We start from the raw sequence: 22,704 nt of genomic DNA, 5'->3' as shown, positions 1-22,704 counted from the left end.
TGTCCCGCTTGACGTAGTGCCCTGAGGGAGTACGCGTCTGGGAGCGGTCACGTACGGCGCCATTACGGTGACCATCACCTTTCGGGGGGTTAGTAGCCACGATTATCTCCATTACTTACAAATGAACTAAAAGGCCCTTCACGGTTACCGTGTTGAGCCACCCAGGCACCATGCACAGTTGTCATGTCCTGCGCGATGGGCACTATCCAGATTGCTGAACGGCCGGTCATTCCCAGCCCGGATAATTTCGTCGATCTGGCAATTGGTGTTTTCATCATCCAAATCGTGGACTTCCATCTTGTGGGAATTGCCGCAATAACGCTCCCCGTTCATGTTTCCGCTATACCGTCTCATGTTTTTCCCTCATTCCTATGAAATCATAATGATCTTATAGTGCGATCATTATGATCTTTATACCAAACCAAAATGAGTCATGCTATACTAGTCTACATATTTCTACTCAGTGTATACACTTGCCTATGAGCTCTTATCAGTCTAATCGCTTGGCGTTCATCGATTTCCGATTAATGTTTCTGGGCCGTGTCAAGAGACAGGACTTGGTTGACACGTTTTCCCTTTCCGTAGCGGCGGCTACACGGGACCTGTCTAACTATCGTGAGAGGTACTTAACGGAGAGGAAGCAATCTCTGGAATTCGATCAAACGACGAAGAGCTACATAGCGGACAACCGTTTCGTTCCGCTGTTTGAGCACAAGTCGATAGAAGCACTATCCATGCTCTCTAGTGGACAGTTTTCCTCTGCCGAACAAGACACTGCCCTCATACCAAGCGAACTCCCAACTACGCTCAACGAGATTGAACCCAACTTGTTGGGGGTTATCACGAGGGCGATAAACCTCCAGAGAGTTATCTCTATTGAATATCGTTCTCACTCCAGCGGCTTCAAAGTTAGAGACATTGCACCGTTCGCGATTGTGAACAACGGTTTGCGGTGGCATATCCGAGCTTATGATCGCGATAGGGCGAGGTTCACCGACTTCGTTTTGGCTCGAATTAGTAATCCTTTCTTTGTGAAGTCGAATGTTTTACCCGAGGAGATGCCAGATCACGACATTCAGTGGAACCGGATTGTGGAACTTGAACTTCAACCACACCCCAATTTAAGCAATCCAGAGACCACCGAATATGAGTTCAACATGGATAACGGCGTGTTGAGAGTGAGACTGCGGGCTGCCGTAGCAGGTTACGTGCTCCGGAGATGGAACGTCGACTGCAGCGCCAAAGGAACACTCAAAGGAAGTGCTTATCAGCTATGGCTTAGGAACAGTCAAGCTCTATATGGAGTGGAAACCCTCAGTATTGCACCGGGTTACGGCGAATAGAGGAGTTGGCATTCTCTCCTCCTACCCGCTTTCCACCCGAAAGTGAGTAGACCACCGGCACGGGGGAGCACAGCCGAGAGATGCATTAGCTGGATGAGTTACCGTTAACTTCTCTGTAATAGTCAACCCTGTTTAGGTCGTTGAATTATGACAACTCTCGTGTCATCTTCTCCCGCTCAAAATCAATAAGAGCTCAACAGGGGGGATTAATGTTGTTAAGAACAGCATCCATAGCGGTAATTTTAAGCGTTTTCTTTTCCGGCTGTGCGGTGACAAAGGTACCTCAGCCGACCGGTGGCAGCAAAGCCGATGGCACAGTTCATCTCTCTTATGAGTACGGCTCGTTTGAACAGCCAACTGTTGATGAGGAAGCAGCCTTGCGGAAAGCTCAACAACGCTGCCAAGCTTGGGGTTATGATGATGCAGACGCATTTGGAGGAGCTGTCGAACAATGCCAACAGTCGAACCAGTATGGATGCACCAGATACTTTGTTACCATGACCTATCAATGCATGGATTAAACTGAAGCATCCACTATCAGCTTTGCATCCTTCAAGTGAGGCCAGCCTTTAACGCTGGCCCCAGCTTTTTTGCCTCGTTATTAACCTTCTAATCTATTCCCCAAAGGCATCTGCTATTACCCCAAGCAGGACGGACTACACCGGACGATTGATCCATAGCCTAACCCCAGCGCGCCTGCGAATAACGGAACACCGGCAGCGAGACACGCCAGCGGATGGCCACCATGCGCAGCAGCAGGCCGACGCTGAACGCGGCCAGTTGCGTCACGCCCTCGCCCACGCCCTGGCGCAGCAGGAACAGGTACAGCACGGCCACCACCAGAGACACACAGGCGTAGATTTCCCGGCGCAGCACCTGGGGCACCCGGCCGCACATAATGTCCCTGATGATCCCGCCGAAGATGCCGGTGGTGATCCCCGACATGACCACCACGATGGGCTCATAACCCAGTTCCAGCGCGACATTGCAGCCGATAATGGTAAAAGCGACCAGCCCGATGGCATCGAGAACCAGAAACAGCTGGCGCAAGTGGCGCATGAACCGGGCGATCGCAATGGTGACCAGGCCACCGGTGAGGGTCATGTAGATATAGCTGGGATGCTGGGTCCAGGTGACCGGGAAGTTGCCCAACAGGATGTCGCGAACGGTACCGCCACCCAGGGCGGTGAGAAAGGCGATCACGGCCACCCCGAACAGATCCATGTTGCGGCGTCCGGCGGCCAGGGCTCCGGACATGGCTTCGGCGGTGATGGCAATGAAATAGACAGAGGTCAGCACACAGTACTCCTGCGTTTACTTGGCCTCTCCCCCTGTCCTGCTACCTGAGAGTTTACAGAGCGGGTCTGCTTGCCCCTTCGGTGGACTGCGTGAGCAGCCTCTCTCCAGACGGCGTTGGATGGTGTCCGCAGTACCTGTGCCTGAGCGTTTATGGGAGGTTGCGCCTTCGGCGGGGCCCGCGGCCCTCTCTCCTGCGGATGAGCGGAGTATAGAGGCGGGCAGGTCGGCCGTCGAGAAACCCGACGACATAGTGACACCGCGCCGACGGGCCTATTTCAAGAATCGGAATAACGGTGGCGAGCCACAAAGGTATTGCGACATCGTGAACGCTCGTACTTTTTTCGTACTAACCACTGTTCAGAATGCGATTTTCAGGCTACCTTCACGCTATGTTCACACTAACCGTCAATGCGGCACATCCGCTGGCTGCAAGGGCCCTAAAACCAACACTGGCGTATAAGAACGAGTATGCAGCTATGTCACATTCCAATGGCAACCATACCGCGAACGTGATCCAGCGCCTGGTAAGTCACGACCACGACATAACTCTATTTTCCAAGCGCCTGGCCCACTCCTTGAAGGCGGAGGTAACGGGGCTCGATACAAAAATCGGACTGCTTCTCCTGGAAGTCAGCGCCGCCGGAAGAGACCTGACGCATTACGTTCGTGATGGTTATTTTTCGTTCGACATCGAAGCAAAAATCACTCCCGAGGGTCACGAAAAAGAGGTGCACAGTTTTGACCGGATTCCGGCGGAGGTGCACAAGAAGGACGCCGACACATACCTGATTCGGTGCCAACTTCCAGAGTCCGTGTTCGTGACCGAAAGCCGCGGCGCATTGCGAATACCGTTCATACTCGGCATGAACGCCAGAGTGTCGATTTCCGCCTACGACGCCGAGCTGACTATAGAGGCGAGGGTTCGGAACTTCTCCGCGGGCGGCTGTCTGGCCGATATGTCGATCGAAGACAGTCTTTCATTATACGTGGGGCAGACAGTGCCGGACCTGGCCATCACCTTCCCCAATGGCGAATATCTTTTCTCGAAAGGGCGGGTTCGCCATATACGCCCATTCGGCAGCCTCGGACGTGCGGCGGTCGGCCTTCAATTCATCGACGTGTCCAGCACCATGAGCAAAGAGATATTCCAACATATCTCAGAGTGCGAACGGGAAGCCGCCAGCCGGTCCGGTCTGAAGGAGAACGTCACACCTTCGGAACTTTTCATTGCAAAAAGAACCGTCGCCGCGGCCACCAGTATTAGTAAAAGCGAGAAGTCCAAAATGTCCCGGTAGCCCGCCATGGTTCCAGAAGTGTTAAAGGTCGCTCAGCAGCTCAAAGTCATCATGATGTTCATAAAGAACCGCGGCATCTTCAGCGAAGACGCGCTGTTCGAATGTGGTGATATATTAATCGACTGCGTGAAGAGCAACCGGAAACAGCTGCTCTATGCACTCTCATTCTTGAGGGGGCAACCCGAATGGGTACGTCATGCGATACAGTCATCGGGCATTTTCGCGGACATATTGATAGCGCGGGATCCACACTCGGCACTGATCCGGGAAGCAGTCATCGGCGCCTTGATCCACAACATGGGGAAGCCGCTTTTAATCGGCAGACAGATGCCTTCTTTGAAAGTAAATATGAACCCGAGGCAAAGAGCGATCCTCAGAACGCACTCTCAAACCCTGTTAAAGAAGCTCTCCGACTTGAATTGGGAGCCTGGAAAGGCTTGCCGGGACATCATTGAAAACGCGAATGAGCGTTTGGATGGGAGTGGTTACCCCGCCGCCAAGATAGCCTCGGAGTTGTCGGAGCAGACCAAGTTGATATCCGTTATTAAGGCTGTCAACAAGCTGACCCATGAGCGAAACGGCGCGGCACCAAGGCCGCCTTTGGACGCGTACAGGTGGATCCACGCTCAGCCCGATGTCTATGACCCCCGAATTGTGGTCGAATATATCCAACATTACGGGCTCTACCCTATCGGGAGCCTAGGTAAATTCTCCGGCGGCTTTCTGGCCTGGATCATGGATATAGACGGCAAAGGCATGCCGAACAAAGTGCAGCTCACAAAAAATCTGGCGTTTCAGGACACATCCATTGATACCGTTTTGACCTCCGCGGACTTCCACCAGATTGGCGCCCTGGAGGGCATCGTCAACCCGGACGATTTCGACGTAAAGCCGCTTTTTTAAGCCGGCTTACGGCAGGTGCGGATCCGGAAGCGTCACTACTTCGGCGGTTCATCCTGTTCCATCAGCGACGCGCGCAATGCTGCGAAGGCTGAAGCGGTAAGCTCGGAGTTCTGCTCCCGTGCATAAACCAGATAGACCGGATAGCTGAATTCCGGCGCGGCGGGGACCCGCTCCAGTTCACCGCTCTCCAGATACGGTTGAACCACCCTGGTGCGAAAGTAGCCGCTGCCGCCGTGCCGCAACAAATAGCGCAGCGCCAGCGGCCCCAGATCCACATTGATCGCGGCTCGGGCTCTTTCCGGCCAGGCGCTGTCATGCTGCCGGCGAAAATCCGCGCCCCAGTCCACATAGACATAAGGCGCTTCCTCGGCACCGCGACGCACCAGAATCAGCTTCTCCTCCATCAACTGTTCCACTTGCATGCCGGGCCAGTAATCAGGCTGATGAACCAGGGCGGCGTCCAGCACGCTCTGCTCCAGTTTTTCATGCAAGGTGGTGCGCTCGCCGACTTCGGCGCGCACCGCAACGTTCGGACAGGCTTCGCGCAGAGCGGACAACCAGTTCAACAGCCACGGATTCCAGAGGCTGACTTCGCCCCCCAGGGTGAGCACCTGGCCGGCGCCCTCCGGCAACGGCAATGCACGCCGGGCCGCGTCCCAGGTACGAACCAGCTGGCTGGCATGGGTGGCGAACTGCTCCCCATTGGTGGTCAGGCGGGCACCACTGCGGTTTCGCACGAACAGGCGGCAGCCGAGCTGGCCCTCCAGGTTGTGGACGCGCGCGGTCACGGTGGTCTGGGTAACGTGCAGACGTTCGGCGGCGGCCATGAAGCTGCCGGAGCGGACGATCTCCAGGAAGGTGCGAGCCAGCTCGATATCCATGCTTAATATCAATATTTTGAATGTTAAGCCCCATTGTATTTCATTATTCGGCGATCATGCAGCCGTTCATACTGCCGGCTTCAGGTATTGATGGAGTCCGCGATGACCGCGCACGCGCTGGCGCCGCCTTTTTCGGAAACGCAATGGCGACGAATCCACACGCTGCTGGAGGAGCTGGATGACCAGCAGGCGCTCTGGCTGAGCGGTTACCTGGCCGGCCAGAACACCGACACCGCCCGCTTGGGCCAGAAGCCGGAGGACGCTCCGGCGCTGCTGATCGCCTACGGCACGGAAACCGACAACAGCCGGGAGCTGGCCGAGCGATTCAGCGAACAATGCCGTGAAGCCGGTGTGGCGGCGGAGGTCCAGGACCTGGCCCGGGTGCGCCCCCGGCAGCTGGTTAAGCGCAAGCACCTGGTGGTGATCACCGCCACCCATGGCGACGGCGACCCGCCGGAACCGGCATTACCGTTCTTCGAGGGACTGGCGGACGACGCCACCGCGCCCCGGCTGAAGGGGCTTCACTTCGCGGTGCTCGCCCTGGGGGACAGCACCTACGAGCACTTCTGCACCGCCGGCCGACAGCTCGACGCGCGCCTGGAGGCGCTGGGCGGCCAGCGCTTACTGGAACGCCAGGAATGCGATGTGGATTTCGAAGCCCCGGCGAAGGCATGGCTGGCCCGGCTGATCGAGAAGCTGCCCAAGCGCGAATCCAACACCGCCCCGGCCGCTTCAACCAGCGCCACGAAGCGCGGGCCGGTCTATGACAAGCGGCGCCCGCTGGAAGCGGAAATCCTGGTCAACCAATGTCTCACCGCGCCCGACAGGACCAGCCCCATCCACCATCTTGAATTGGCTCTGGAGGCTCCGGATTTCGCGGTGGCGCCGGGCGACGCCGTGGGCGTGCTCGCCGACAACCCTCCGGAGCTGATCGCCGCCGTGCTGGACGCCACCGGCCTGAGCGGCGAGCAACCGGTGACCGTGGACGGCGCCCCCCAACCGCTGGTGCAGGCCCTGCGCCAACACCGTGACCTGACCATACCCGGCGGACGTTTCCTGGAGTACTGGGCGGAGCTGACGGAAAGCGCCGCCCTCCGCGAGGCCGTGGCCGGCGGCACCCGGACACAGCGGGCCGTGCTCAAACAGCATCAGGTCCTGGACCTGCTGCGCGATTACCCGGCGCGGCCCGACGCCGAGGCCCTGGTGGCGTCGTTGCGTCCACTGCAGCCCCGCCTCTATGACCTGGCCAATGCCCTGAGCGCCTTCGACGATGAACTGCATCTCACCGTTAAGCGCTTCCGCTATCCGTTCGCCGGACGCTGGGAAACCGGGGTCGCTTCCGCTTACCTGCTGGATCTGCAGGCCGGCGATTCGGTGCGTCTCTACCCGCATCGGAATGCGCGCTTCCACCTGCCGGACGATCCCGATACACCGCTGGTGCTGATCGCCGAGGGAACGGGTATCGCGCCCTACCGCGCTTTCCTGCAACACCTGGCGGCGGCGGGCCGGCATACACCGTGCTGGCTGGTGTTCGCGGAACAACGCTTTGAAGAAGACTTTCTTTACCAACTGGACTTTCAGGAGGCGCGCGATAACGGCCTGCTCAAGCGGGTGGACACAGTGTTTCAAGCCGAACAGCCCGGTCGGGAGCTGGCCGACCCGCTGCTGGAGCAGGTCGACCGGCTCAGCGAGTGGCTCGAGCGCGGCGCCCATCTTTACTTCTGTGGCGACAAGGACCGTCTTGCCGAAGCCGAAGCCCGGGTACGCGACGCCTTCGACCGGCGCCTGGGCGCCGGCCATTGGAAACAACTTTCGAAGGCGAAACGTCTTCACCGGAACCTGTATTAGGAGGGCCATATGATCGACCGCAGTTCCGATCTCAGCCAGCCCGTGGACGCCCTGAACGAGAGCGAGCAACTCAAGGCCCGCAGCCGCTATCTGCGTGGCGGCATCGCCGAAGGTCTGCAAGACCCGCTCACCGGCGCGGTTCCCGGTGATGACCCGCTGCTGATGAAATTCCACGGCATCTATCAGCAGGATGACCGCGACCGGCGCGCGGACCGCCGACGGCGGCACCTCGAGCCGATCTATCAGTTCATGGTGCGAATGCGCATCCCCGGCGGTGTGCTCGACAAACACCAATGGTGGGGAATCGCGGAGCTTTCCCGGCGTTACGCGGAACGGGGCATCCGCATCACCACCCGGCAAACCGTACAGTTGCACGGTGTACGCAAACCCCACCTGCGTGCGCTGATGCAGGGTCTGCGGGACATCGGCCTGGACACCATCGCCGCCTGCGGTGACGACAGCCGGGGCGTGGTGTGCGGCACCAATCCGTTTTTGTCCCGGGCACACCAGCGCGTCGCGGAACTGGCCCGCATCACCAGCGACAGGCTGATTCCCAAAACCGGCGCTTACCCCGAAATCTGGTATCGCGAGTCCGCTCCCGCCACGCACAGCGAAGAGCCGGTCTACGGCGAACTCTACCTGCCGCGCAAGTTCAAGGTCGGCTATGCGATACCGCCGGTCAACGATATCGACGTCTACGGCCAGGACCTGGGCCTGATCGCGGTGATCGACAATGGTGAGCTGCAGGGCTTCAACGTTTGTGTCGGCGGCGGCATGGGTCAGCTGGACAGCCGCGAGGACAGCTACCCCCGGCTTGCGGAGGAAATCGGTTTCATCGATGCCGAAGACGCCCCCGCTTTCAGCGAAACGGTGATGACCATCCAGCGCGACTTCGGTGATCGCAAGGACCGCCACCGGGCCCGTTTCAAATACACCTTGGATCGTCTCGGCCTGGACTGGTTCCTCGACGAACTGGCGCACCGCCGGGGACGCGACCTTGAGCCGGCGCGGCCACGGCGCTTTGAGCACAACGGAGACCGGCTGGGCTGGCAGCAGGGCGACGATGGCCTCTGGCACGCCACTCTCTATATCGAAAGCGGGCGCCTGGACGATGCTCTGCGGGGGCAGATCAGCGGCTTGCTGGAACAGTACGGCGGCCGTTTGCGCATGACCACCAATCAAAACCTGCAACTGACCCATATTGAAACGCACGAGCTCGAACAGCTGCAGTGGCGCCTGGAGGACCTGGGCCTGGCATGGCGTCTGACACCCGACACTCAGGCGGCGCACACCCTGAGTTGCGTGGCGCTGCCCACCTGCGGCCTGGCCATGGCCGAAGCGGAACGCTACACACCCCGTTTGCTGGATGTGTTTCAGCGCCTCAAAGGCCAGTACGGACTCGCCGACGTCCCGATCACCCTGCGTTTAACCGGCTGCCCCAATGGCTGCGCGCGTCCCTATCTCGGCGAGATCGCCCTGACCGGGCGGGCGCCGGGTCTCTACAACCTCTACCTGGGCGGCAGTTTCCACGGCGACCGGCTGGCCCGTCTGTACGCGGGCAACGTCAATGAAGAGCGCTTTCTTGAATTGCTCGCCCCTTTGCTGGAGCGCTTCGCCGAAGAGCGGGACCACGGCGAACACTTCGGCGATTTTCTGGTGCGTCGTGGCCTGCTCGACGACACGCCCGTCGCCCTCACCTCTTTCTGAAAACGGAGCTTGCCATGTCTCACTATCTTTTTATTCAAAGCCAGGACCCGTTCACGGAGACCCGCACCCACCATCAGTTTGACCTGATCGGCCAGCTGCACGACGCCGGCCATCAGGTGGCGGTTCTGCTGGTACAGAATGGCGTGACGCCGGCCCGGCGCGGCGCCAAAAGCGATCTGTTCGACGATCTTTTGCTGTGGGGCGTCACGGTCCGGGCTGATCAATTCGCCCTGGCGCAACGGGAAATCGACCACGCCGATCTCAAGGACCAGATCGGTGTCGCCGACATGGACCTGGTGATCGATGCCATGCTCGCCGGCCATAAAGTGATCTGGCACTAACCGCCCAACCGGAGCCTGTGATGAGTGATACCAAGACATTGACCTTCGCCTTCATGGAGCCGCCCTTTGAAAGCGAGCGGACCGTGACCTTTTTTCGGCTACTCGATGCCGCCCTCGACCGGGGCGCGGGCGTGCGTGTCTTCGCCTACGAAGGCGCCGTGGCGCTGGCCTTCGCCAGACAGCAGCCGCACGGCAACGCCGTCCATCACCGCGACAGCGAGGAAGAGGATCACCCGCTGACCAAGGACTGGATCGCCGCGCTACAAGAGAAGGCGCGCAGCAAAGGGATCGGGTTCGAGTGGATCAACTGCGGCCTGTGCGTGGACGAACGCGGCGTCAACGACGTCATCGAAGGCTGTGGCCGGGGCGGCCCGCCGGACCTGTGGCGTTACGCCAGCGAGGCCCATAACACTCTGACCATCGGTACGAGGTAATCATGAAAGTACTGCAAGTGATCGACCAAGCCTACCGGACCACCACCGAGGAACAGGACGACACCATTCTCTGGCTGACACAGTCAATGCGTGGCGCCGGTGGCGACCTGATGGTGCTGCTCAGCGGCCACGGTGTGCACTACGCGATATCGCGCGAACGGCAGCCGGCGTTGACGCTGGGCACATGGCGGCAAACCCAGCCGGCGGAACTGCCCCGTGATATCGCCAACCTGGTGGAAAGCGGCGTGCCGGTGTACGCCATCCAGGACGATCTGGAAGAGCGCGGCCTGGGTGGGCTCGCGCTGCAAAACGGCGTTCGCCCGGTCGCGCGCCGCGCGGTGGCGGAACTCTATGAGCAAGCGGACCAGGTATGGCACTGGTAACACCGACCCTGCACACGCCGCTTTGCGACCTGCTGGGTTGCCGGTGGCCGATTTTGCTGGCCGGCATGGGCGGCGTGGCCCGTCATCGCCTGGCCGGCGCCGTGGCCCACGCCGGCGGCTTCGGCGTGCTGGGCATGGTGCGCGAGCCGCCCCATCGCCTACGCGCCGAAGTGGAAGCGCTGCGGGCCGCCGGTATTGAACACTTCGCCGTCAATCTGATTCCCGCCGCCACGGCGCCGGCGCTGCTTGAGCAGCAGATCAGTACCTGCCTGGACCTTTCGGTGCCCTGGATGGTGCTGTTCTGGGATGTGGATCAGCGGCTGATCCGGCGCCTCAAGGACGCCGGCGTCGGCGTTATCCACCAAATCGGCGCAAGCGGGGACGCGCAGGCCGCCGTGGACGCCGGCGCGGACGTCCTGATCGCCCAGGGCGTCGAGGCCGGAGGCCATGTGCGGGGCCGCATGACCACCTTCAGCCTGCTGACCGAGCTGATTCCCTGGAGCCCGGTGCCCGTCGTCGCCTCCGGCGGTATCGCGGAGGGCAGAGGTCTCGCCGCGGCCCTGACGCTGGGGGCTCAAGGTGTCAGTCTGGGCAGCACTTTCCTGGCCACCCATGAGGCCAACGCCCACGATCATCACAAGCGGCGACTGATACAGGCCCGGGGCGAACACACGGTTTACACCACGACCTTCGACCGCAACTGGCACGAACCGGCACCGGTGCGGGTGCTGGCTAACCGGGTTACCCGAGGGGATTACGACGACTTGAAATCCCAGGGCCGCGACCAAATCATCGGGGAACAGGACGGTCAGCCGGTCTACCTGTTCTCCACCGATTCCCCATTACAGGGCGCCAGCGGCGACCTGGACGACATGGCGCTTTACGCTGGCCAGTCCTGCGGCGCCATCAACGCCATCGAGCCGGCGGCTCACAGGATTCAACAGCTGGTCACCGGCGCTGAAAAGGCCCTGCGCCGGCGCTAAGGCGCAGGGTGACCGGCGAAACGATAACCGCAAGGAGTGCATGTATGAAGCAACCGCACCGGATTCAGTGCAAGCGGGTCTACGACGACGCAGACAAAAATGATGGCTATCGCGTACTGGTGGACCGCGTCTGGCCGCGCGGCATCAAAAAGGAAGACCTGCGGGCCGACGAATGGCGCAAGGAGCTGGCCCCGTCCAGTGAACTGAGAAAATGGTTCAACCACGACCCCAAACGCTGGGCGGCGTTCTACCAGAAATTCCACGCCGAACTGGACCAACAAGGCGACGCCGTTGAATCTGTTCTGAAAGGCGCTGATGGCGGCACGCTGACGCTGCTCTACGCCGCCAAGGACGAAGCGCACAACAACGCGGTGGCGCTGAAAATGTATATTCAGAATAAATCGTAGTGGCAGACGAGGGGCGCCCAGCGCTCCTCTTTCCGATTATGGTTTTCCCTGTTTTTTATCTCGGCGCTTCTCTTTCAAGCTCCGTTTGGCCTTTTTCTTTTCTTTCTCTTTGCTCATGATTCATCATCCTCGGCACATGACTCAATTTTGGTAATCAATACGCTGTATTCATGACCCAGAAACCGGGGGTGTACGACATCACCGACTCTGGCGCCGAACAGCGCCTCACCGAACGGCGAGAGAATGGAAATGACACGGTTCTCGGGGCAGGCTCTCCCCGGCTCCACAAGCACGAAATCCACCTCGCCCCTATAATCAAGATCCAATAGCCATACCCGACTATCAATACCCGCGGACGCTGGCTTGTTATCACCCAACTTGCGCCGCTCCATACGCTCAAAAAGGGCGGCTAGAGTGTGCGGGCGTAAAGGATGACACCAGGAACGGATCGACAGATATTTTCGCGCGGCCTCTGAAAGACCACGCCAACGCCGGTGCGAATGCCCGAGCGCCATGGCTGCATCTCCTAAACAGAAATAAGAAAAGGGTTACATGAAGTAGCCGGACGGACAGACGTCCGCCCGGCTTAAACCAGAAAGGTGGGAAAGAGGAGCACTAAAAACCGGCGGGGGAACACGACGCACCTTAAGGAAAATGAGCCAATAGAGACCAGACCATAGCTCACCTATAAAATAAAGCAAGCCATGGCCTAGAAATAGACGTCAGAACACCCCTTGTTCGATCATTGCGTCCGCCACTCGTCGGAATCCAGCGATATTCGCACCGAGTACCAAGTTACCTTGCACTCCGAACTCCCTGGCCGTGTGGCTCGCACGCTGATGAATATCGTACATTATGGTTCTGAGCGCCGTATCCACCCGCTCCGCCGACCAACTCGCCATGGCCGCGTTCTGTTGCATCTCTAGCTGGCTGACGGCGACGCCCCCGGCATTGGCGGCTTTTCCGGGGCCATAGCTGATGCCTGATTTCAGAAATACGGATACGGCGTCGCGCGTACAAGGCATGTTAGCGCCTTCGGAGACACAGATTACGCCATTGGCGACTAATGCTTCAGCGTCGGATCCGGACAGCTCGTTCTGGGTGGCGCAAGGGAAAGCAAGATCGGCATTCTCGCACCACACTGCGGATCGTCCCTGTGGGTAGTCGCTTGCAGGGATGAAATGCGCATCCCGGTGCGTTTCCAGATAAGCAGACAAAGCGCCACGATCACGCTCTTTGATGGATTTCAAAAGAGGGACGTCCAACCCCGCATGGTGCACCAGCGTGCCCGTGGAGTCCGAGCACGTAACGGGCCGGGCACCCAGTTCCGTAAGCTTCTCCATGGTATATATCGCGACATTGCCGGCACCGGAGACCAAGCAGGTTTTACCGGCTATCGACTCACCGCGTTCAGCGAGCATATTCTCGGCAAAGTAAACACAACCGTACCCGGTGGCCTCCTTGCGGCCCAACGATCCGCCCCAGTCCGCTGATTTACCCGTCAATACCCCCTCGAAGCGGCCACTTAAGCGCCGATACTGGCCGTAAAGGTAGCCAATCTCTCGATGACCGACACCAATGTCTCCGGCAGGCACATCAACAGTGGCACCTATGTGACGGTAAAGCGCTGTCATGAACGCCTGGCAAAAACGCATTACTTCGCCCTGCGAACGGCCTTTGGGATCGAAATCAGAGCCTCCCTTGCCGCCGCCTAACGGCAAACCGGTCAGAGCATTTTTGAAAATCTGCTCAAAACCCAGGAACTTGATAATGCCTCCATTTACGCTCGGATGGAATCTTAAGCCACCCTTATACGGACCCAGCGCGGAGTTGAATTGTACGCGATAGCCTTTGTTGACGCGTACACGGCCGTTGTCATCTACCCAGGCGACACGGAAGAAAATCTGTCGCTCGGGCTCCAATAGCCGTTCCAGCACACCTTCGTCACAATAACGAGGCTCGGCCTCCAGCACCGGTGTCAGTGCTTCCAGCACTTCTTCCACCGCCTGATAGAACTCCGTTTGACCAGGACTGCTCTGCTGCAAACCCACCAAAATATCTGAAAAATTACCCATATTGAATTCCTAGAAGTCTCACCCCGCGGGAAGGCCCGCTCCCTCCTCAATACCGAGATGAATATTCATATTTTCGACCGCCGCGCCGGTCGCGCCTTTTCCGAGATTATCGAGACGCGCGATCAAACAGCACCGCTCCTCATTGACAAAGACGAATAGATCCATTCGTTTGTTCCGATTGCTACCTCGTGGATCAAAAAACCGGCTTCAAGGTTAATGACACTGTCCTGCGACATCACACGGACGACCGGCTCATCTTGATACCGCGCGGTTAATACTTCGTGCAACCGCTTCGATGTGACTCCAGGTGGCAAACAGGCAAACTGCAGAGCACCATTGTACCCGGTCTGGGACAACGCAGAGACCACCGGATAGCTACTCGGCAAGACGCCCGCGTCCTCCAAAGTCGTCCCCCTGGCCCATCGACAAAAGCACTATACCGCGTGGTTCCCCTTTGGAGACCGGGAGCCAGCCTCCCCGGGTCGAAAATAACCCCTGGCAAAAATTGGCAGGAGTGCTAGGGTATCGGAATGAACAGCTCTCTTGAACCTGCGCGCCGGACGGCGCCACCAGAAAGTCTCTCACTGAAACCGGCTGTCGGCGCTGTCCGACGGTCGGCAGCTGCGCTCGCCTTCCATTTCTGACGCCGCACCCCAATGGAACGTCCCCGGGGGTTCGGCGCCGCCGGGGACACACAATCTTCTGCACTTCCATTGGAGAAACTGGCATGACCGACTTGCCCCCTATTGTTATTTCCACCCTCGACCGGGATAGGCTTTACGCACTTCTTGAACGCCATCACGAAGACCTTGAAGTGGTCGCTCGGCTTTACGAAGAATTGGATCGAGCCGAGTGCCGCCCTCAAGAGGCGATGCCCGACAATGTAGTAGCCCTGCACCGCTGGGCCTACTTCAAAAACCAAGACAACGGACGCGAACATCGCCTGATGCTCGTGTTTCCCCAGGAGGTGAATGAGGGCGCTGATCGCCTCTCCATCCTGAGTCCAGTCGGGGCGGCGTTGCTGGGACTGTCCGTCGGCGCCAGCATCGATTGGCCAAGCAACGGCAAAACACTGCGTCTGACCCTGATCAGCGTGGACTGACACCCTCTTGCATTTCCAATAAATTCATAGGATGATCCCATTATTATTCATGGGACCAATTCTATGAACACAAACACCCTGCCCCGTCGCTCCCTGGTGGACGGCGCCATTGATCGTCTGCGCCAGGCGGTGGAATCCGGCGAATGGCCGGTGGGCCGCCGATTACCGGTGGAATCGGCGTTGGCCGAGGAGCTGGGCGTGGGCCGGAACACCGTGCGCGAAGCAGTGCGGGTGCTGGTGCACGTGGGCCTGCTGGAAACCCGCCAGGGCGACGGCACCTATGTGCTGCGCCGCCTGGATCCGGCGGAATCGCTACGGCGGCTGCGCCGCACCACCCTGCGCGATCAACTGGAAATGCGGATCGCCCTGGAAAGCGAGGCGGCACGCCTGGCCGCCGAGCGCCGGGACGAAGCCGACCTCCAGGCCATGCGCGAGGCCCTTGAGGCGCGCCAACAGGCGGGTGACGACCTTGAAGCCCGCATTCATCATGACCGGCGGTTCCACAACGCCATCGTCAGCGCCGCCAACAACCCCGCCCTGAGCGCCTTGTATGAGTATTTCAGCGAGGCGGTAACCGAAACCATCGAACGCACCGAGCGCGATGCGGCACTACCCGAACCCGACCATGCCGACCACGCCGTACTGCTCGGCACCCTGGAACGAGGCGACGCCGAGGCCGCCGCCAAAGCGACCCGCACCATGCTGACACCGGCACTGCGCGCGCTGGACACCCTCTGATGCGCCTGCGCCCGGACCCGTTCACCCTGATACTGCTGGCCGCCATTCTGGCCGCGTCGCTATGGCCCAGCGAGGGCACGACGGCCGAGTGGCTGGGGCGACTCGGCTCCCTGGCGGTGGCGGTGCTGTTTTTTATCCACGGCGCCGCCCTGTCGCGGGACCAGATCCGCGCCGGCGCCACGCACTGGCGGTTGCACCTGTTTATCGCCGCGCTGACGTTTCTGTTTTTTCCGCTTTTGGTTCTGCCCATCGACGGCCTGGCGCCGCGCTGGATCCCCAAGGATCTGGCTCTGGGGTTTCTTTACCTGGGCGTACTGCCGTCGGCGGTGTCCTCGTCGATCGCCTTTACCGCCATGGCCCGCGGCAACGTGCCCGCCGCCGTCTGCAGCGCCGCGGCCTCCAACGTGTTCGGGATGATGCTCACGCCCTTCTTGCTGATGTTACTGGTGAGCACCACCGGTGACGGCGGCTTCGATACCCTACAAGCGCTCAGGGATATCGTGCTTCAATTGCTGCTGCCTTTTGCCCTCGGCCATGGGCTGCGACACTGGCTCGGCCCCTGGCTGGACCGGCACCCCGGCTTTTCCGCCCGCTACGACCAGGGCGTTATTCTGCTGATCGTCTATGCGGCGTTCTCCCAATCGGTGGCAAGCGGTCTGTGGCAGCAACTGCCGGTGACGGCCATCGTGCTGGCCGTGGCGCTGTGTCTGCTGTTGCTGGTGATACTGCTGGCGCTCACCACCTGGCTGTCGCGGCGCGCCGGCTTTAACCGGGCCGATGAAATCGCCGCGGTCTTTTGTGGCTCGAAAAAGAGCCTGGCGTCGGGACTGCCGATGGCCAAGGTCCTATTCGCCGGCCATCCCGGGTTCGGCATGATCATTCTGCCGATCATCTGCTACAACCAGATCCAGATTCTGGTGGGCGCCGCCCTGGCCCGGCGCTATGTTCAATCCTCTCCGCACTAACCTCTTCCGGGTCGTCGGCCAAAGGCAAAAGACCCGGGCTCTCCATATCCTCGAATTGATCGTGATTCACTGCCCAGAAAAACATCGCCACAGCACCTGCCAGAATCAGCAGGGACAGAGGAATCATGACGAGGATAATATTCATAACCGAGCGCCTTCCTGCACTTCCTGAATGGAGCCCGCGTGACTCCGCTTACGGTCAATACGCAGCGCATTGAGAACCACCACCAGGGAACTGGTGGACATGCCGATGGCCGCCAGCCAGGGCGGCACCCAGCCCATCGCCGCCAGTGGCATGGCACAAAGGTTATAGCTAAGCGCCCACCGTTGATTCTGGGCCAGCACTCGCAGCGTGGTGCGGGCCACTGTGCGACACTCGGCAATGGCGCTCAAGCGACCGGAACACAGGACGATGTCCGCCTGCGCCTGGGCCAGGTCACTGCCGGAGGAGAGCGCGACGGAAACATCAGCGCCCGCCAGTACCGGGGCATCGTTGCTACCGTCCCCGACCACCAGCACGCGATGACCGGCCTGGCGCAGTTCGCCGATGCGAGCCAGCTTGTCGGTGGGCATGCAGCGCCCCCGCCAGGCGGCCACCCCCAGCTGCGATGCGACCTCGGCGACCCGCGCCCGGGCGTCGCCGCTCAGTATCTCACTCTCAATGCCCCATGCCGTCAGCTGATCTATCAAATCACCGGCGTCGGCACGGATCCTTTCATGAACCTGGAAGCGCGCAAGCACACCTTCGTTGTCGGCGAGGAGAAGGTCGTCCTCGCCTTCGCCACCGCCAGTGGCGAAGTCTCCCCGTCCAAGGCGTAATGCCCTGCCCGCGACGGTACCGGTGATACCCAAACCAGGTAGCACCCGAGCATGATGCGCGGGCAACAGCGCCCGGTCGTTGCTGTTGGCCAATGCCCGTGACAGCGGGTGCTCACTGGTATCGGAAAGACTGGCCGCCCATTGGAGGGCGGTATCCATATCAATCGAATCATCGAGGGCGGTCACGGCGATAGATGGCTCGGTAAGCGTGCCGGTTTTATCAAAAACAACCCGATCGACCCCCGCCAGTATTTCCAACCCGTCGGGGCGCAGCACTAATACGCCCTGACGCGCCAAGACTGAGAGGCTGCGCGTGATAGCAGCGGGAACGGCGAGCGCGAAGGCGCAGGGGCAGGAAACCACCAGCACCGCCAGACAGGCGTCCAGTAGGCGGCTAGGATCCACAATCGCCCACACCAGCGCCGTCAGGGCCGTCAGCCCCAATACGCGCAGCACGAATCGGGATGCGGTCTTTTCGCCGGCACGGGCCAGCCGGGGGCGCTCGGTTTGAGCGCGGGTGGCAAGCCCAGCCAGGTTGGCCAAGAAGGTGTCCTCGCCGCAGTGTGTTACCTGAAGGGTGATCGCTTGGCCTTGAACCACGCTGCCGGCAATCACCCGGTCACCGGCACACTTCTCCACCGGCCTGGATTCGCCTGAAAGCAACGACTCATCGACCCTTGCACGGCTGTCCAGCAGCAGGCCGTCAGCCGGTATCGATCCACCGTCGCGCACCCGGACCCGGTCTCCGGAGACCAGTTCGCTCAGTGCTACGCGGTGAGGTTGGTCGTCACTATCAAGCTTTTCGGCCCAACTCGGAGTTAACCGCGCCAACGCATCGGTGTGGTCTAGAGCGCGGTGCCGTGCGCGCATTTCCAAGTAGCGCCCAGTGAGCAAGAAGAAAACGAGCATGGCCACGGAGTCAAAGTAAACCTCCGTGCCACCGGTCAGACATTGAAAAAAGCTAGCGCCGTAGATCACCGCGATCGCCAGTGCGATCGGTACGTCCATGTTGAGGTGGCGGGCGCGCCAGGCTTGCAAGGCGCCGGCGAAAAAGGGGCGTGCCGAATACAGCACCACCGGCGACGCTACCAGGAAACCCAGCCAGCGGAACAGTTCCAGTGTCGCCCCCTGGATCTCATTGTCGGGCCCAAGATAGAGGACCAGGGCGAACATCATCGCCTGCATCATGCCAAACCCAGCTACCAACAAACGTTTTAGCAATTGTTTGGATTCGTCGCGGCGCGCATCGTCGAGGGCCCGCGCGTCCAACGGGCGAGGTTGATAGCCGGCACCAGTGAGGGCTTCCAGCAGACTCGACAGTGGCGTCTGATGCGGATCGAAGATAATGCGAGTGCGCCGGGTCATCGCGTTGACCTGTACCCTGTGCACGCCCGGAAGCCCCATTAAGGTCCGCTCAATCAGCCAAGCGCACCCACCACAACGAACCCCATCGACTAACAGGCACACTTCGCTGCGTTTGCCCGAAAGCGGACGCAACACATGGCGCGCCAAGCGCGGATCCCGCCAAACCTGGGCGCCGGCATCGGATTCCGCGTCGGGCTTATGGGAGGGACCACGACGCAGCCGGTAATAATCGCTCAGGCCTTGTGCATCGATCCACTCCGCCGTGCCCTGACAGGCGCTCGAGCATACCGGCCGCGGTGCGCCTTCCAGCGTGGCGGTCAAAGGTACATCAGCCGTTGGTGCGCCACAGTGGTGGCAGGGCGCGGTCATCGTGGCCTCTCCTCGGTGCTCTCTTCGGACCTCTGCTGTTCGCGGGTTAACGGCACCCCCCGAAACGATTGGCTTTCGCCAGTGACGTCCCCAGGAGTTTGATAGGCCTGGCTCACCACGATCAGATGCACGCTTCCCGCCAGGCTGGCCAATAAGATAATGAGACCAAGCCACAACAGAGGCACCCGGTACCAGGGCGTTTCAGCGCCGGAGCTATTTTCCATTTGCCAGCATCCAGGCGGCAACTAGTCGTATTTCCGCCTCATCCAGGCGACCTTTCCATGCCGGCATTTGTCCATGCCGCCCCTGACTAATCGATGTCATGATCTGGTCAAGTTCGCCCCCATAAAGCCAGGCATCATCACTAAGATCCGGTGCGCCGATGGCCGGGTTGCCGGAACCATCAGGCCCATGACAGCCGGCACAGGCGTCGAACCGCTTTTTTCCAACTTCAGCGGCTGTCGGACGGTGGGGCGCCCCCGACAAGCTGCTCACATAGTGGGCCAGATTTTTCACGCGTCCGTAGCCGAGAAACTCCCAGCCCGGCATCACCCCTTCTCGACCCGTCCGAATACTAGCCAGAATGGCTTTCTCGTCGCCGCCATAAACCCAGGCGTCGTCAAGCAAATCGGGGGCGCCGATAGTGGTATTGCCGCGTGCATCCCTACCATGGCAAGCCGCGCAGTTGTCCTGGAAAAGGCGCCCGCCCAAGCGAACCGCCTCGGCGTCGGCCGCCAGGTCTGACGGGGCGCCGTTCCGGGCTTTCTCCAGTAACGGGGCCAACAGCGCCTGGTTGCGCTCCTCCGCTCGTTCCAGCTGACCCCGAGAGCTCCAGTCCAGCAGACCATCATAGGCACCAAACCCGGGATAGAGCACCAGGTAGCCAATACCGACGATAAAAGTGCCTGCCGACATCAGGTACCACCAGCGAGGCAATTGACGCACCCCCTCGCGAAGAGTGCCATGGGCCCATACGTGCCCGGTGGTGCCATCCTCACGAGTGGGGATAGACACCCGGGTACCCCAGAGAAACAGAAACAGCGTTATACCCAGATTCAGCACCACCAGGAACATGATCCAAAGCGACCAGTGAAGACTCATGATGATTAATCCCCCTTGTCGGTTTTCGGGAATGTTCCTGAACGTGCCGGGTCGGCGTCCACCGGATCTTCCATGGGTAAGTCAGCCATGCGACGAAAGACGGGCTTGTGCCGGTCGCGCCAGACCCATATCCAGATACCGATAAACACCGACATCAACACAACAATCATGACGCCGATGGCGTGTCCCCATATTGGATTCATGGCACGGCATCCCCTTTCAAGGCGTCGGGTGACGGACGGTTACGTCCCAGGCCTTGCAGGTAGGCCACCAGGGCATCCAATTCCGTCTTGTTTTTGAGAGCCTCCGGGGCCTCGGCGATCGACTCACTGCTATACGGATCACCAAGAGCCCGTAGGGCCCTCATACGCGCCTGTATATCCGCCGGATCGATAGTAGCCTCGGCTAGCCAGGGATAGGCGGGCATATTGGATTCCGGTACCAAGGAGCGTGGTGCAATGAGATGTTCGCGCTGCCAAGCGTCGGTGTACTTACCACCAACCCTCGCCAAGTCAGGCCCGGTACGCTTGGAACCCCATTGGAACGGCCGGTCGTATACCGACTCCGACGCCACGGAATAAGGCCCATACCGTTGAGTCTCGAACTGCAGTTTGCGGATCATCTGTGAATGGCAGACATGACAACCCTCGCGTACATAGATGTCACGGCCAGCCAAGCGCAACGGTCCGTAGGGCTTAATGTTGTCGGCGGGCTGGACCCTGTGCGCCTCCATGAACAGAGGGGTAATCTCCGCCAACCCGCCGAGCGAGACCATGAAGGCGGTTAGAATGCCCAACAACCAAGCATGCTTTTCAATCTTCTCAAAATGACGATAGCGAATCGGAAATTTCATGACGCACCCCCACTGGCAGCGGTCAAGGGTTGGGGGGTCTGATCATGCGTAGGTTCCGGGATTGGAACGGGTATCGGTTTAATTAAGTGCGCCCTGGCATCATCAGCGGTGTGCCAAAGATTCCACAACATCAGCCCCATGCCAGCGAGAGTGAACAGGCCACCGAGCCAGCGCACCACGTAAAGAGGCTTGATCGCCATCAGGCTTTCCATGAAGGAGTAGGCCAGAGAACCGTTCGCCAGTGTCTCGCGCCACATCACGCCTTCCATCACGCCAGCGGCCCACATGCCGCCGATATAGATAAGCGTTCCCGCCACATGCAGCCAGAAGTGTACCTCCATCGCAGTCCTGGAATACATTGGCTTGCCCAGCGCTCGCGGCGCCATCGCGTATAAGGAACCAATGGTGATCATCGCCACCCAGCCCAGGGAACCGGAATGGACGTGCGCCACGGTCCAGTCCGTGTAGTGGGACAGGCTGTTCACGGACTTGAGCGCCATCATCGAGCCCTCAAATGTGGCGGCGGCGTAGAAAACCAGCGAAAGCACCATGAATTTGGCGGCCGGATCCGTTTTCAGACGGTGCCAGGAACCATTGAATGTCAGCAGTCCGTTGGCGGCCGAACCCCAACTGGGCATCAGTAGCACCAGAGAAAACGCCACCCCTACGGACTGCACCCAATCCGGCAGCGCGGTATAAATCAGGTGATGCGAGCCGGCCCACATGTAAACCGAAATCAGGGCCCAGAAATTGACGATCGAAAACCGATAGCTCCAAAGCGGCTGGCGGGCCTGACGCGGCACGAAATAATACATCATGCCAAGGAACCCGGCGGTCAGGAAGAACGCTACAGCGTTGTGGCCGTACCACCATTGCACCATGGCATCGACCGCTCCCGAATAGATCGGATAGGACTTGGTCAGTGAAACCGGAATCACCATGTTATTGACGATATGCAGCAGACCCACGGCGATGATAAAAGCACCGTAGTACCAGTTCGCTACATAAATGTGCTGAACGCGGCGGCGGGCCAACGTGGCAAAGAAAACGACCCCGAACGACACCCAAGTTACCGCGATTATAATATCAATCCACCACTCCGGCTCAGCGTACTCCTTACTCTGTGTCAATCCTAACGGCATCGTGACCATCGCCAGCACACAGGCTGTCTGCCACCCCCAAAAGGTAAATCGGGCCAGTCGCCCGAGGGCCAGACGTGTATGGCCGGTCCGTTGCACAACGTAATAGCAGGTACCAATGAGCGCGGAGCCGCCGAACGCGAAAATAACGCCAAAGGTGTGGTCAGGCCGGATACGGCTGAACGTCAACCAAGGCACGCCGAAGTTCAATGACGGCCAGTACAGCTGTGCCGCGGCGAACACCCCGACGGACATCCCTATGGCGCCCCAAACAACGGCCGCCAGCAGGAAAAGACGTACAATCTGATCGTCATAGGTTTCGGTGGTTTGTGACATGGGCATTCCGGTGGCTTC

At 59.9% G+C, this 22,704-nt stretch carries 25 protein-coding genes and 2 riboswitches; of the genes, 14 read left to right on the top strand and 11 right to left on the bottom strand.

Annotated features, from left to right (window positions below; all coding sequences use genetic code 11):
* Window positions 1–557 precede the first annotated feature (557 nt).
* Both ISO4_RS06335 and yecR read left to right on the top strand, forming a co-directional pair.
* Window positions 558–1,343, top strand: coding sequence for a WYL domain-containing protein (locus ISO4_RS06335; protein WP_228547953.1), 786 nt, complete (start codon window positions 558–560; stop codon window positions 1,341–1,343).
* Between the two features lie 209 nt (window positions 1,344–1,552).
* Complete coding sequence (gene yecR / locus ISO4_RS06330) at window positions 1,553–1,864, top strand: YecR family lipoprotein (RefSeq protein ID WP_194855556.1); 312 nt, start codon at window positions 1,553–1,555, stop codon at window positions 1,862–1,864.
* Between the two features lie 160 nt (window positions 1,865–2,024).
* Here the strand turns inward: yecR and ISO4_RS06325 are convergent, their stop codons facing one another.
* Window positions 2,025–2,642 (bottom strand): trimeric intracellular cation channel family protein, encoded by a 618-nt coding sequence (locus tag ISO4_RS06325; RefSeq protein ID WP_194855555.1) that lies wholly within the window; start codon window positions 2,640–2,642, stop codon window positions 2,025–2,027.
* A gap of 22 nt (window positions 2,643–2,664) precedes the next feature.
* Window positions 2,665–2,760, bottom strand: a riboswitch (glycine riboswitch).
* A riboswitch (glycine riboswitch) is annotated at window positions 2,761–2,846 on the bottom strand.
* A 185-nt stretch (window positions 2,847–3,031) separates the two neighbouring features.
* On the opposite strand from ISO4_RS06325, the gene ISO4_RS06320 reads away from it, so the two are divergent.
* Window positions 3,032–3,937: a flagellar brake protein gene (locus tag ISO4_RS06320; protein ID WP_194855554.1), complete on the top strand. Its 906-nt coding sequence runs from the start codon at window positions 3,032–3,034 to the stop codon at window positions 3,935–3,937.
* 6 nt (window positions 3,938–3,943) lie between these two features.
* A complete protein-coding gene (locus tag ISO4_RS06315; protein WP_194855553.1) occupies window positions 3,944–4,840 on the top strand; it encodes an HD-GYP domain-containing protein in 897 nt (298 codons plus the stop codon).
* A 35-nt stretch (window positions 4,841–4,875) separates the two neighbouring features.
* Here the strand turns inward: ISO4_RS06315 and ISO4_RS06310 are convergent, their stop codons facing one another.
* Window positions 4,876–5,721, bottom strand: a complete 846-nt coding sequence (locus ISO4_RS06310) for a LysR family transcriptional regulator (RefSeq protein WP_194855552.1) — start codon at window positions 5,719–5,721, stop codon at window positions 4,876–4,878.
* Window positions 5,722–5,823: 102 nt separating this feature from the next.
* Between ISO4_RS06310 and ISO4_RS06305 the strand changes: the two genes are divergently transcribed.
* From ISO4_RS06305 to ISO4_RS06275, 7 genes are read left to right on the top strand one after another with little or no spacing between them, the layout of a single operon-like run.
* A complete protein-coding gene (locus ISO4_RS06305; protein ID WP_194855551.1) occupies window positions 5,824–7,569 on the top strand; it encodes a diflavin oxidoreductase in 1,746 nt (581 codons plus the stop codon).
* Between the two features lie 9 nt (window positions 7,570–7,578).
* Complete coding sequence (locus ISO4_RS06300; RefSeq protein WP_194855550.1) at window positions 7,579–9,276, top strand: NADPH-dependent assimilatory sulfite reductase hemoprotein subunit; 1,698 nt, start codon at window positions 7,579–7,581, stop codon at window positions 9,274–9,276.
* A gap of 14 nt (window positions 9,277–9,290) precedes the next feature.
* Window positions 9,291–9,617: a DsrE family protein gene (locus ISO4_RS06295; protein WP_194855549.1), complete on the top strand. Its 327-nt coding sequence runs from the start codon at window positions 9,291–9,293 to the stop codon at window positions 9,615–9,617.
* 20 nt (window positions 9,618–9,637) lie between these two features.
* Window positions 9,638–10,051: a DsrE/DsrF/TusD sulfur relay family protein gene (locus ISO4_RS06290; RefSeq protein ID WP_067610517.1), complete on the top strand. Its 414-nt coding sequence runs from the start codon at window positions 9,638–9,640 to the stop codon at window positions 10,049–10,051.
* A 2-nt stretch (window positions 10,052–10,053) separates the two neighbouring features.
* Entirely contained in the window at window positions 10,054–10,434 is a 381-nt protein-coding gene (locus ISO4_RS06285) for a DsrE family protein (RefSeq protein ID WP_194855548.1), read from the top strand.
* Entirely contained in the window at window positions 10,422–11,417 is a 996-nt protein-coding gene (locus ISO4_RS06280) for an NAD(P)H-dependent flavin oxidoreductase (protein WP_194855547.1), read from the top strand. Before ISO4_RS06285 ends, ISO4_RS06280 begins: the two co-directional genes overlap by 13 nt.
* Window positions 11,418–11,461: 44 nt before the next feature.
* Window positions 11,462–11,824, top strand: coding sequence for a DUF488 domain-containing protein (locus ISO4_RS06275; RefSeq protein WP_194855546.1), 363 nt, complete (start codon window positions 11,462–11,464; stop codon window positions 11,822–11,824).
* Window positions 11,825–11,937: 113 nt separating this feature from the next.
* On the opposite strand, the gene ISO4_RS06270 is transcribed toward ISO4_RS06275, so the two are convergent.
* The 3 genes from ISO4_RS06270 to ISO4_RS06260 form a co-directional block, all read right to left on the bottom strand.
* Window positions 11,938–12,339 carry a GreA/GreB family elongation factor gene (locus ISO4_RS06270; RefSeq protein WP_194855545.1) on the bottom strand — a complete coding sequence of 134 codons (402 nt, stop codon included), beginning with the start codon at window positions 12,337–12,339 and terminating at the stop codon, window positions 11,938–11,940.
* A 207-nt stretch (window positions 12,340–12,546) separates the two neighbouring features.
* Window positions 12,547–13,899, bottom strand: coding sequence for an NADP-specific glutamate dehydrogenase (gene gdhA / locus ISO4_RS06265; RefSeq protein WP_194855544.1), 1,353 nt, complete (start codon window positions 13,897–13,899; stop codon window positions 12,547–12,549).
* An 18-nt stretch (window positions 13,900–13,917) separates the two neighbouring features.
* Complete coding sequence (locus tag ISO4_RS06260) at window positions 13,918–14,064, bottom strand: hypothetical protein (protein WP_194855543.1); 147 nt, start codon at window positions 14,062–14,064, stop codon at window positions 13,918–13,920.
* Between the two features lie 562 nt (window positions 14,065–14,626).
* On the opposite strand from ISO4_RS06260, the gene rnk reads away from it, so the two are divergent.
* From rnk to ISO4_RS06245, 3 genes are all read left to right on the top strand, one after another.
* Complete coding sequence (gene rnk, locus ISO4_RS06255) at window positions 14,627–15,001, top strand: nucleoside diphosphate kinase regulator (RefSeq protein WP_194855542.1); 375 nt, start codon at window positions 14,627–14,629, stop codon at window positions 14,999–15,001.
* A gap of 63 nt (window positions 15,002–15,064) precedes the next feature.
* Window positions 15,065–15,739: a FadR/GntR family transcriptional regulator gene (locus tag ISO4_RS06250; protein ID WP_194855541.1), complete on the top strand. Its 675-nt coding sequence runs from the start codon at window positions 15,065–15,067 to the stop codon at window positions 15,737–15,739.
* Window positions 15,739–16,704, top strand: coding sequence for a bile acid:sodium symporter family protein (locus ISO4_RS06245; RefSeq protein WP_194855540.1), 966 nt, complete (start codon window positions 15,739–15,741; stop codon window positions 16,702–16,704). Before ISO4_RS06250 ends, ISO4_RS06245 begins: the two co-directional genes overlap by 1 nt.
* Here the strand turns inward: ISO4_RS06245 and ccoS are convergent.
* The 6 genes from ccoS to ccoN form a co-directional block, all read right to left on the bottom strand.
* On the bottom strand, window positions 16,628–16,849 hold the full coding sequence (gene ccoS / locus ISO4_RS06240; RefSeq protein ID WP_083209689.1) for a cbb3-type cytochrome oxidase assembly protein CcoS: 222 nt from the start codon (window positions 16,847–16,849) through the stop codon (window positions 16,628–16,630). The genes ISO4_RS06245 and ccoS overlap by 77 nt on opposite strands.
* Entirely contained in the window at window positions 16,846–19,257 is a 2,412-nt protein-coding gene (locus ISO4_RS06235; protein ID WP_067610503.1) for a heavy metal translocating P-type ATPase, read from the bottom strand. Before ISO4_RS06235 ends, ccoS begins: the two co-directional genes overlap by 4 nt.
* A 213-nt stretch (window positions 19,258–19,470) precedes the next feature.
* Window positions 19,471–20,358, bottom strand: coding sequence for a c-type cytochrome (locus tag ISO4_RS06230; RefSeq protein ID WP_067610499.1), 888 nt, complete (start codon window positions 20,356–20,358; stop codon window positions 19,471–19,473).
* Window positions 20,359–20,363: 5 nt separating this feature from the next.
* A complete protein-coding gene (locus ISO4_RS06225) occupies window positions 20,364–20,561 on the bottom strand; it encodes a cbb3-type cytochrome oxidase subunit 3 (RefSeq protein WP_067610497.1) in 198 nt (65 codons plus the stop codon).
* Complete coding sequence (gene ccoO / locus ISO4_RS06220; protein ID WP_228547952.1) at window positions 20,558–21,211, bottom strand: cytochrome-c oxidase, cbb3-type subunit II; 654 nt, start codon at window positions 21,209–21,211, stop codon at window positions 20,558–20,560. Before ccoO ends, ISO4_RS06225 begins: the two co-directional genes overlap by 4 nt.
* Window positions 21,208–22,686, bottom strand: a complete 1,479-nt coding sequence (gene ccoN / locus ISO4_RS06215) for a cytochrome-c oxidase, cbb3-type subunit I (RefSeq protein ID WP_228547951.1) — start codon at window positions 22,684–22,686, stop codon at window positions 21,208–21,210. Before ccoN ends, ccoO begins: the two co-directional genes overlap by 4 nt.
* Between the last annotated feature and the right edge of the window lie 18 nt (window positions 22,687–22,704).

Source organism: Alloalcanivorax venustensis ISO4, assembly GCF_015356855.1.
GTDB lineage: Bacteria > Pseudomonadota > Gammaproteobacteria > Pseudomonadales > Alcanivoracaceae > Alloalcanivorax > Alloalcanivorax venustensis.
Note: the sequence above shows the minus strand (reverse complement) of the source record. Positions and strands in the feature narration are given on the sequence as shown.

Bases quoted from the DNA above. Each gene is read 5' to 3' on its own strand.
- yecR (WP_194855556.1), top strand. From the start codon at position 1,553: ATGTTGTTAAGAACAGCATCCATAGCGGTAATTTTAAGCGTTTTCTTT.
- ISO4_RS06320 (WP_194855554.1), top strand. From the start codon at position 3,032: ATGTTCACACTAACCGTCAATGCGGCACATCCGCTGGCTGCAAGGGCC.
- ISO4_RS06315 (WP_194855553.1), top strand. From the start codon at position 3,944: ATGGTTCCAGAAGTGTTAAAGGTCGCTCAGCAGCTCAAAGTCATCATG.
- ISO4_RS06310 (WP_194855552.1), bottom strand. From the start codon at position 5,721: ATGGATATCGAGCTGGCTCGCACCTTCCTGGAGATCGTCCGCTCCGGC.
- ISO4_RS06305 (WP_194855551.1), top strand. From the start codon at position 5,824: ATGACCGCGCACGCGCTGGCGCCGCCTTTTTCGGAAACGCAATGGCGA.
- ISO4_RS06300 (WP_194855550.1), top strand. From the start codon at position 7,579: ATGATCGACCGCAGTTCCGATCTCAGCCAGCCCGTGGACGCCCTGAAC.
- ISO4_RS06295 (WP_194855549.1), top strand. From the start codon at position 9,291: ATGTCTCACTATCTTTTTATTCAAAGCCAGGACCCGTTCACGGAGACC.
- ISO4_RS06290 (WP_067610517.1), top strand. From the start codon at position 9,638: ATGAGTGATACCAAGACATTGACCTTCGCCTTCATGGAGCCGCCCTTT.
- ISO4_RS06285 (WP_194855548.1), top strand. From the start codon at position 10,054: ATGAAAGTACTGCAAGTGATCGACCAAGCCTACCGGACCACCACCGAG.
- ISO4_RS06280 (WP_194855547.1), top strand. From the start codon at position 10,422: ATGGCACTGGTAACACCGACCCTGCACACGCCGCTTTGCGACCTGCTG.
- ISO4_RS06275 (WP_194855546.1), top strand. From the start codon at position 11,462: ATGAAGCAACCGCACCGGATTCAGTGCAAGCGGGTCTACGACGACGCA.
- ISO4_RS06270 (WP_194855545.1), bottom strand. From the start codon at position 12,339: ATGGCGCTCGGGCATTCGCACCGGCGTTGGCGTGGTCTTTCAGAGGCC.
- gdhA (WP_194855544.1), bottom strand. From the start codon at position 13,899: ATGGGTAATTTTTCAGATATTTTGGTGGGTTTGCAGCAGAGCAGTCCT.
- ISO4_RS06260 (WP_194855543.1), bottom strand. From the start codon at position 14,064: ATGGATCTATTCGTCTTTGTCAATGAGGAGCGGTGCTGTTTGATCGCG.
- rnk (WP_194855542.1), top strand. From the start codon at position 14,627: ATGACCGACTTGCCCCCTATTGTTATTTCCACCCTCGACCGGGATAGG.
- ISO4_RS06250 (WP_194855541.1), top strand. From the start codon at position 15,065: ATGAACACAAACACCCTGCCCCGTCGCTCCCTGGTGGACGGCGCCATT.
- ISO4_RS06245 (WP_194855540.1), top strand. From the start codon at position 15,739: ATGCGCCTGCGCCCGGACCCGTTCACCCTGATACTGCTGGCCGCCATT.
- ccoS (WP_083209689.1), bottom strand. From the start codon at position 16,849: ATGAATATTATCCTCGTCATGATTCCTCTGTCCCTGCTGATTCTGGCA.
- ISO4_RS06235 (WP_067610503.1), bottom strand. From the start codon at position 19,257: ATGACCGCGCCCTGCCACCACTGTGGCGCACCAACGGCTGATGTACCT.
- ISO4_RS06230 (WP_067610499.1), bottom strand. From the start codon at position 20,358: ATGAGTCTTCACTGGTCGCTTTGGATCATGTTCCTGGTGGTGCTGAAT.
- ISO4_RS06225 (WP_067610497.1), bottom strand. From the start codon at position 20,561: ATGAATCCAATATGGGGACACGCCATCGGCGTCATGATTGTTGTGTTG.
- ccoO (WP_228547952.1), bottom strand. From the start codon at position 21,211: ATGAAATTTCCGATTCGCTATCGTCATTTTGAGAAGATTGAAAAGCAT.
- ccoN (WP_228547951.1), bottom strand. From the start codon at position 22,686: ATGTCACAAACCACCGAAACCTATGACGATCAGATTGTACGTCTTTTC.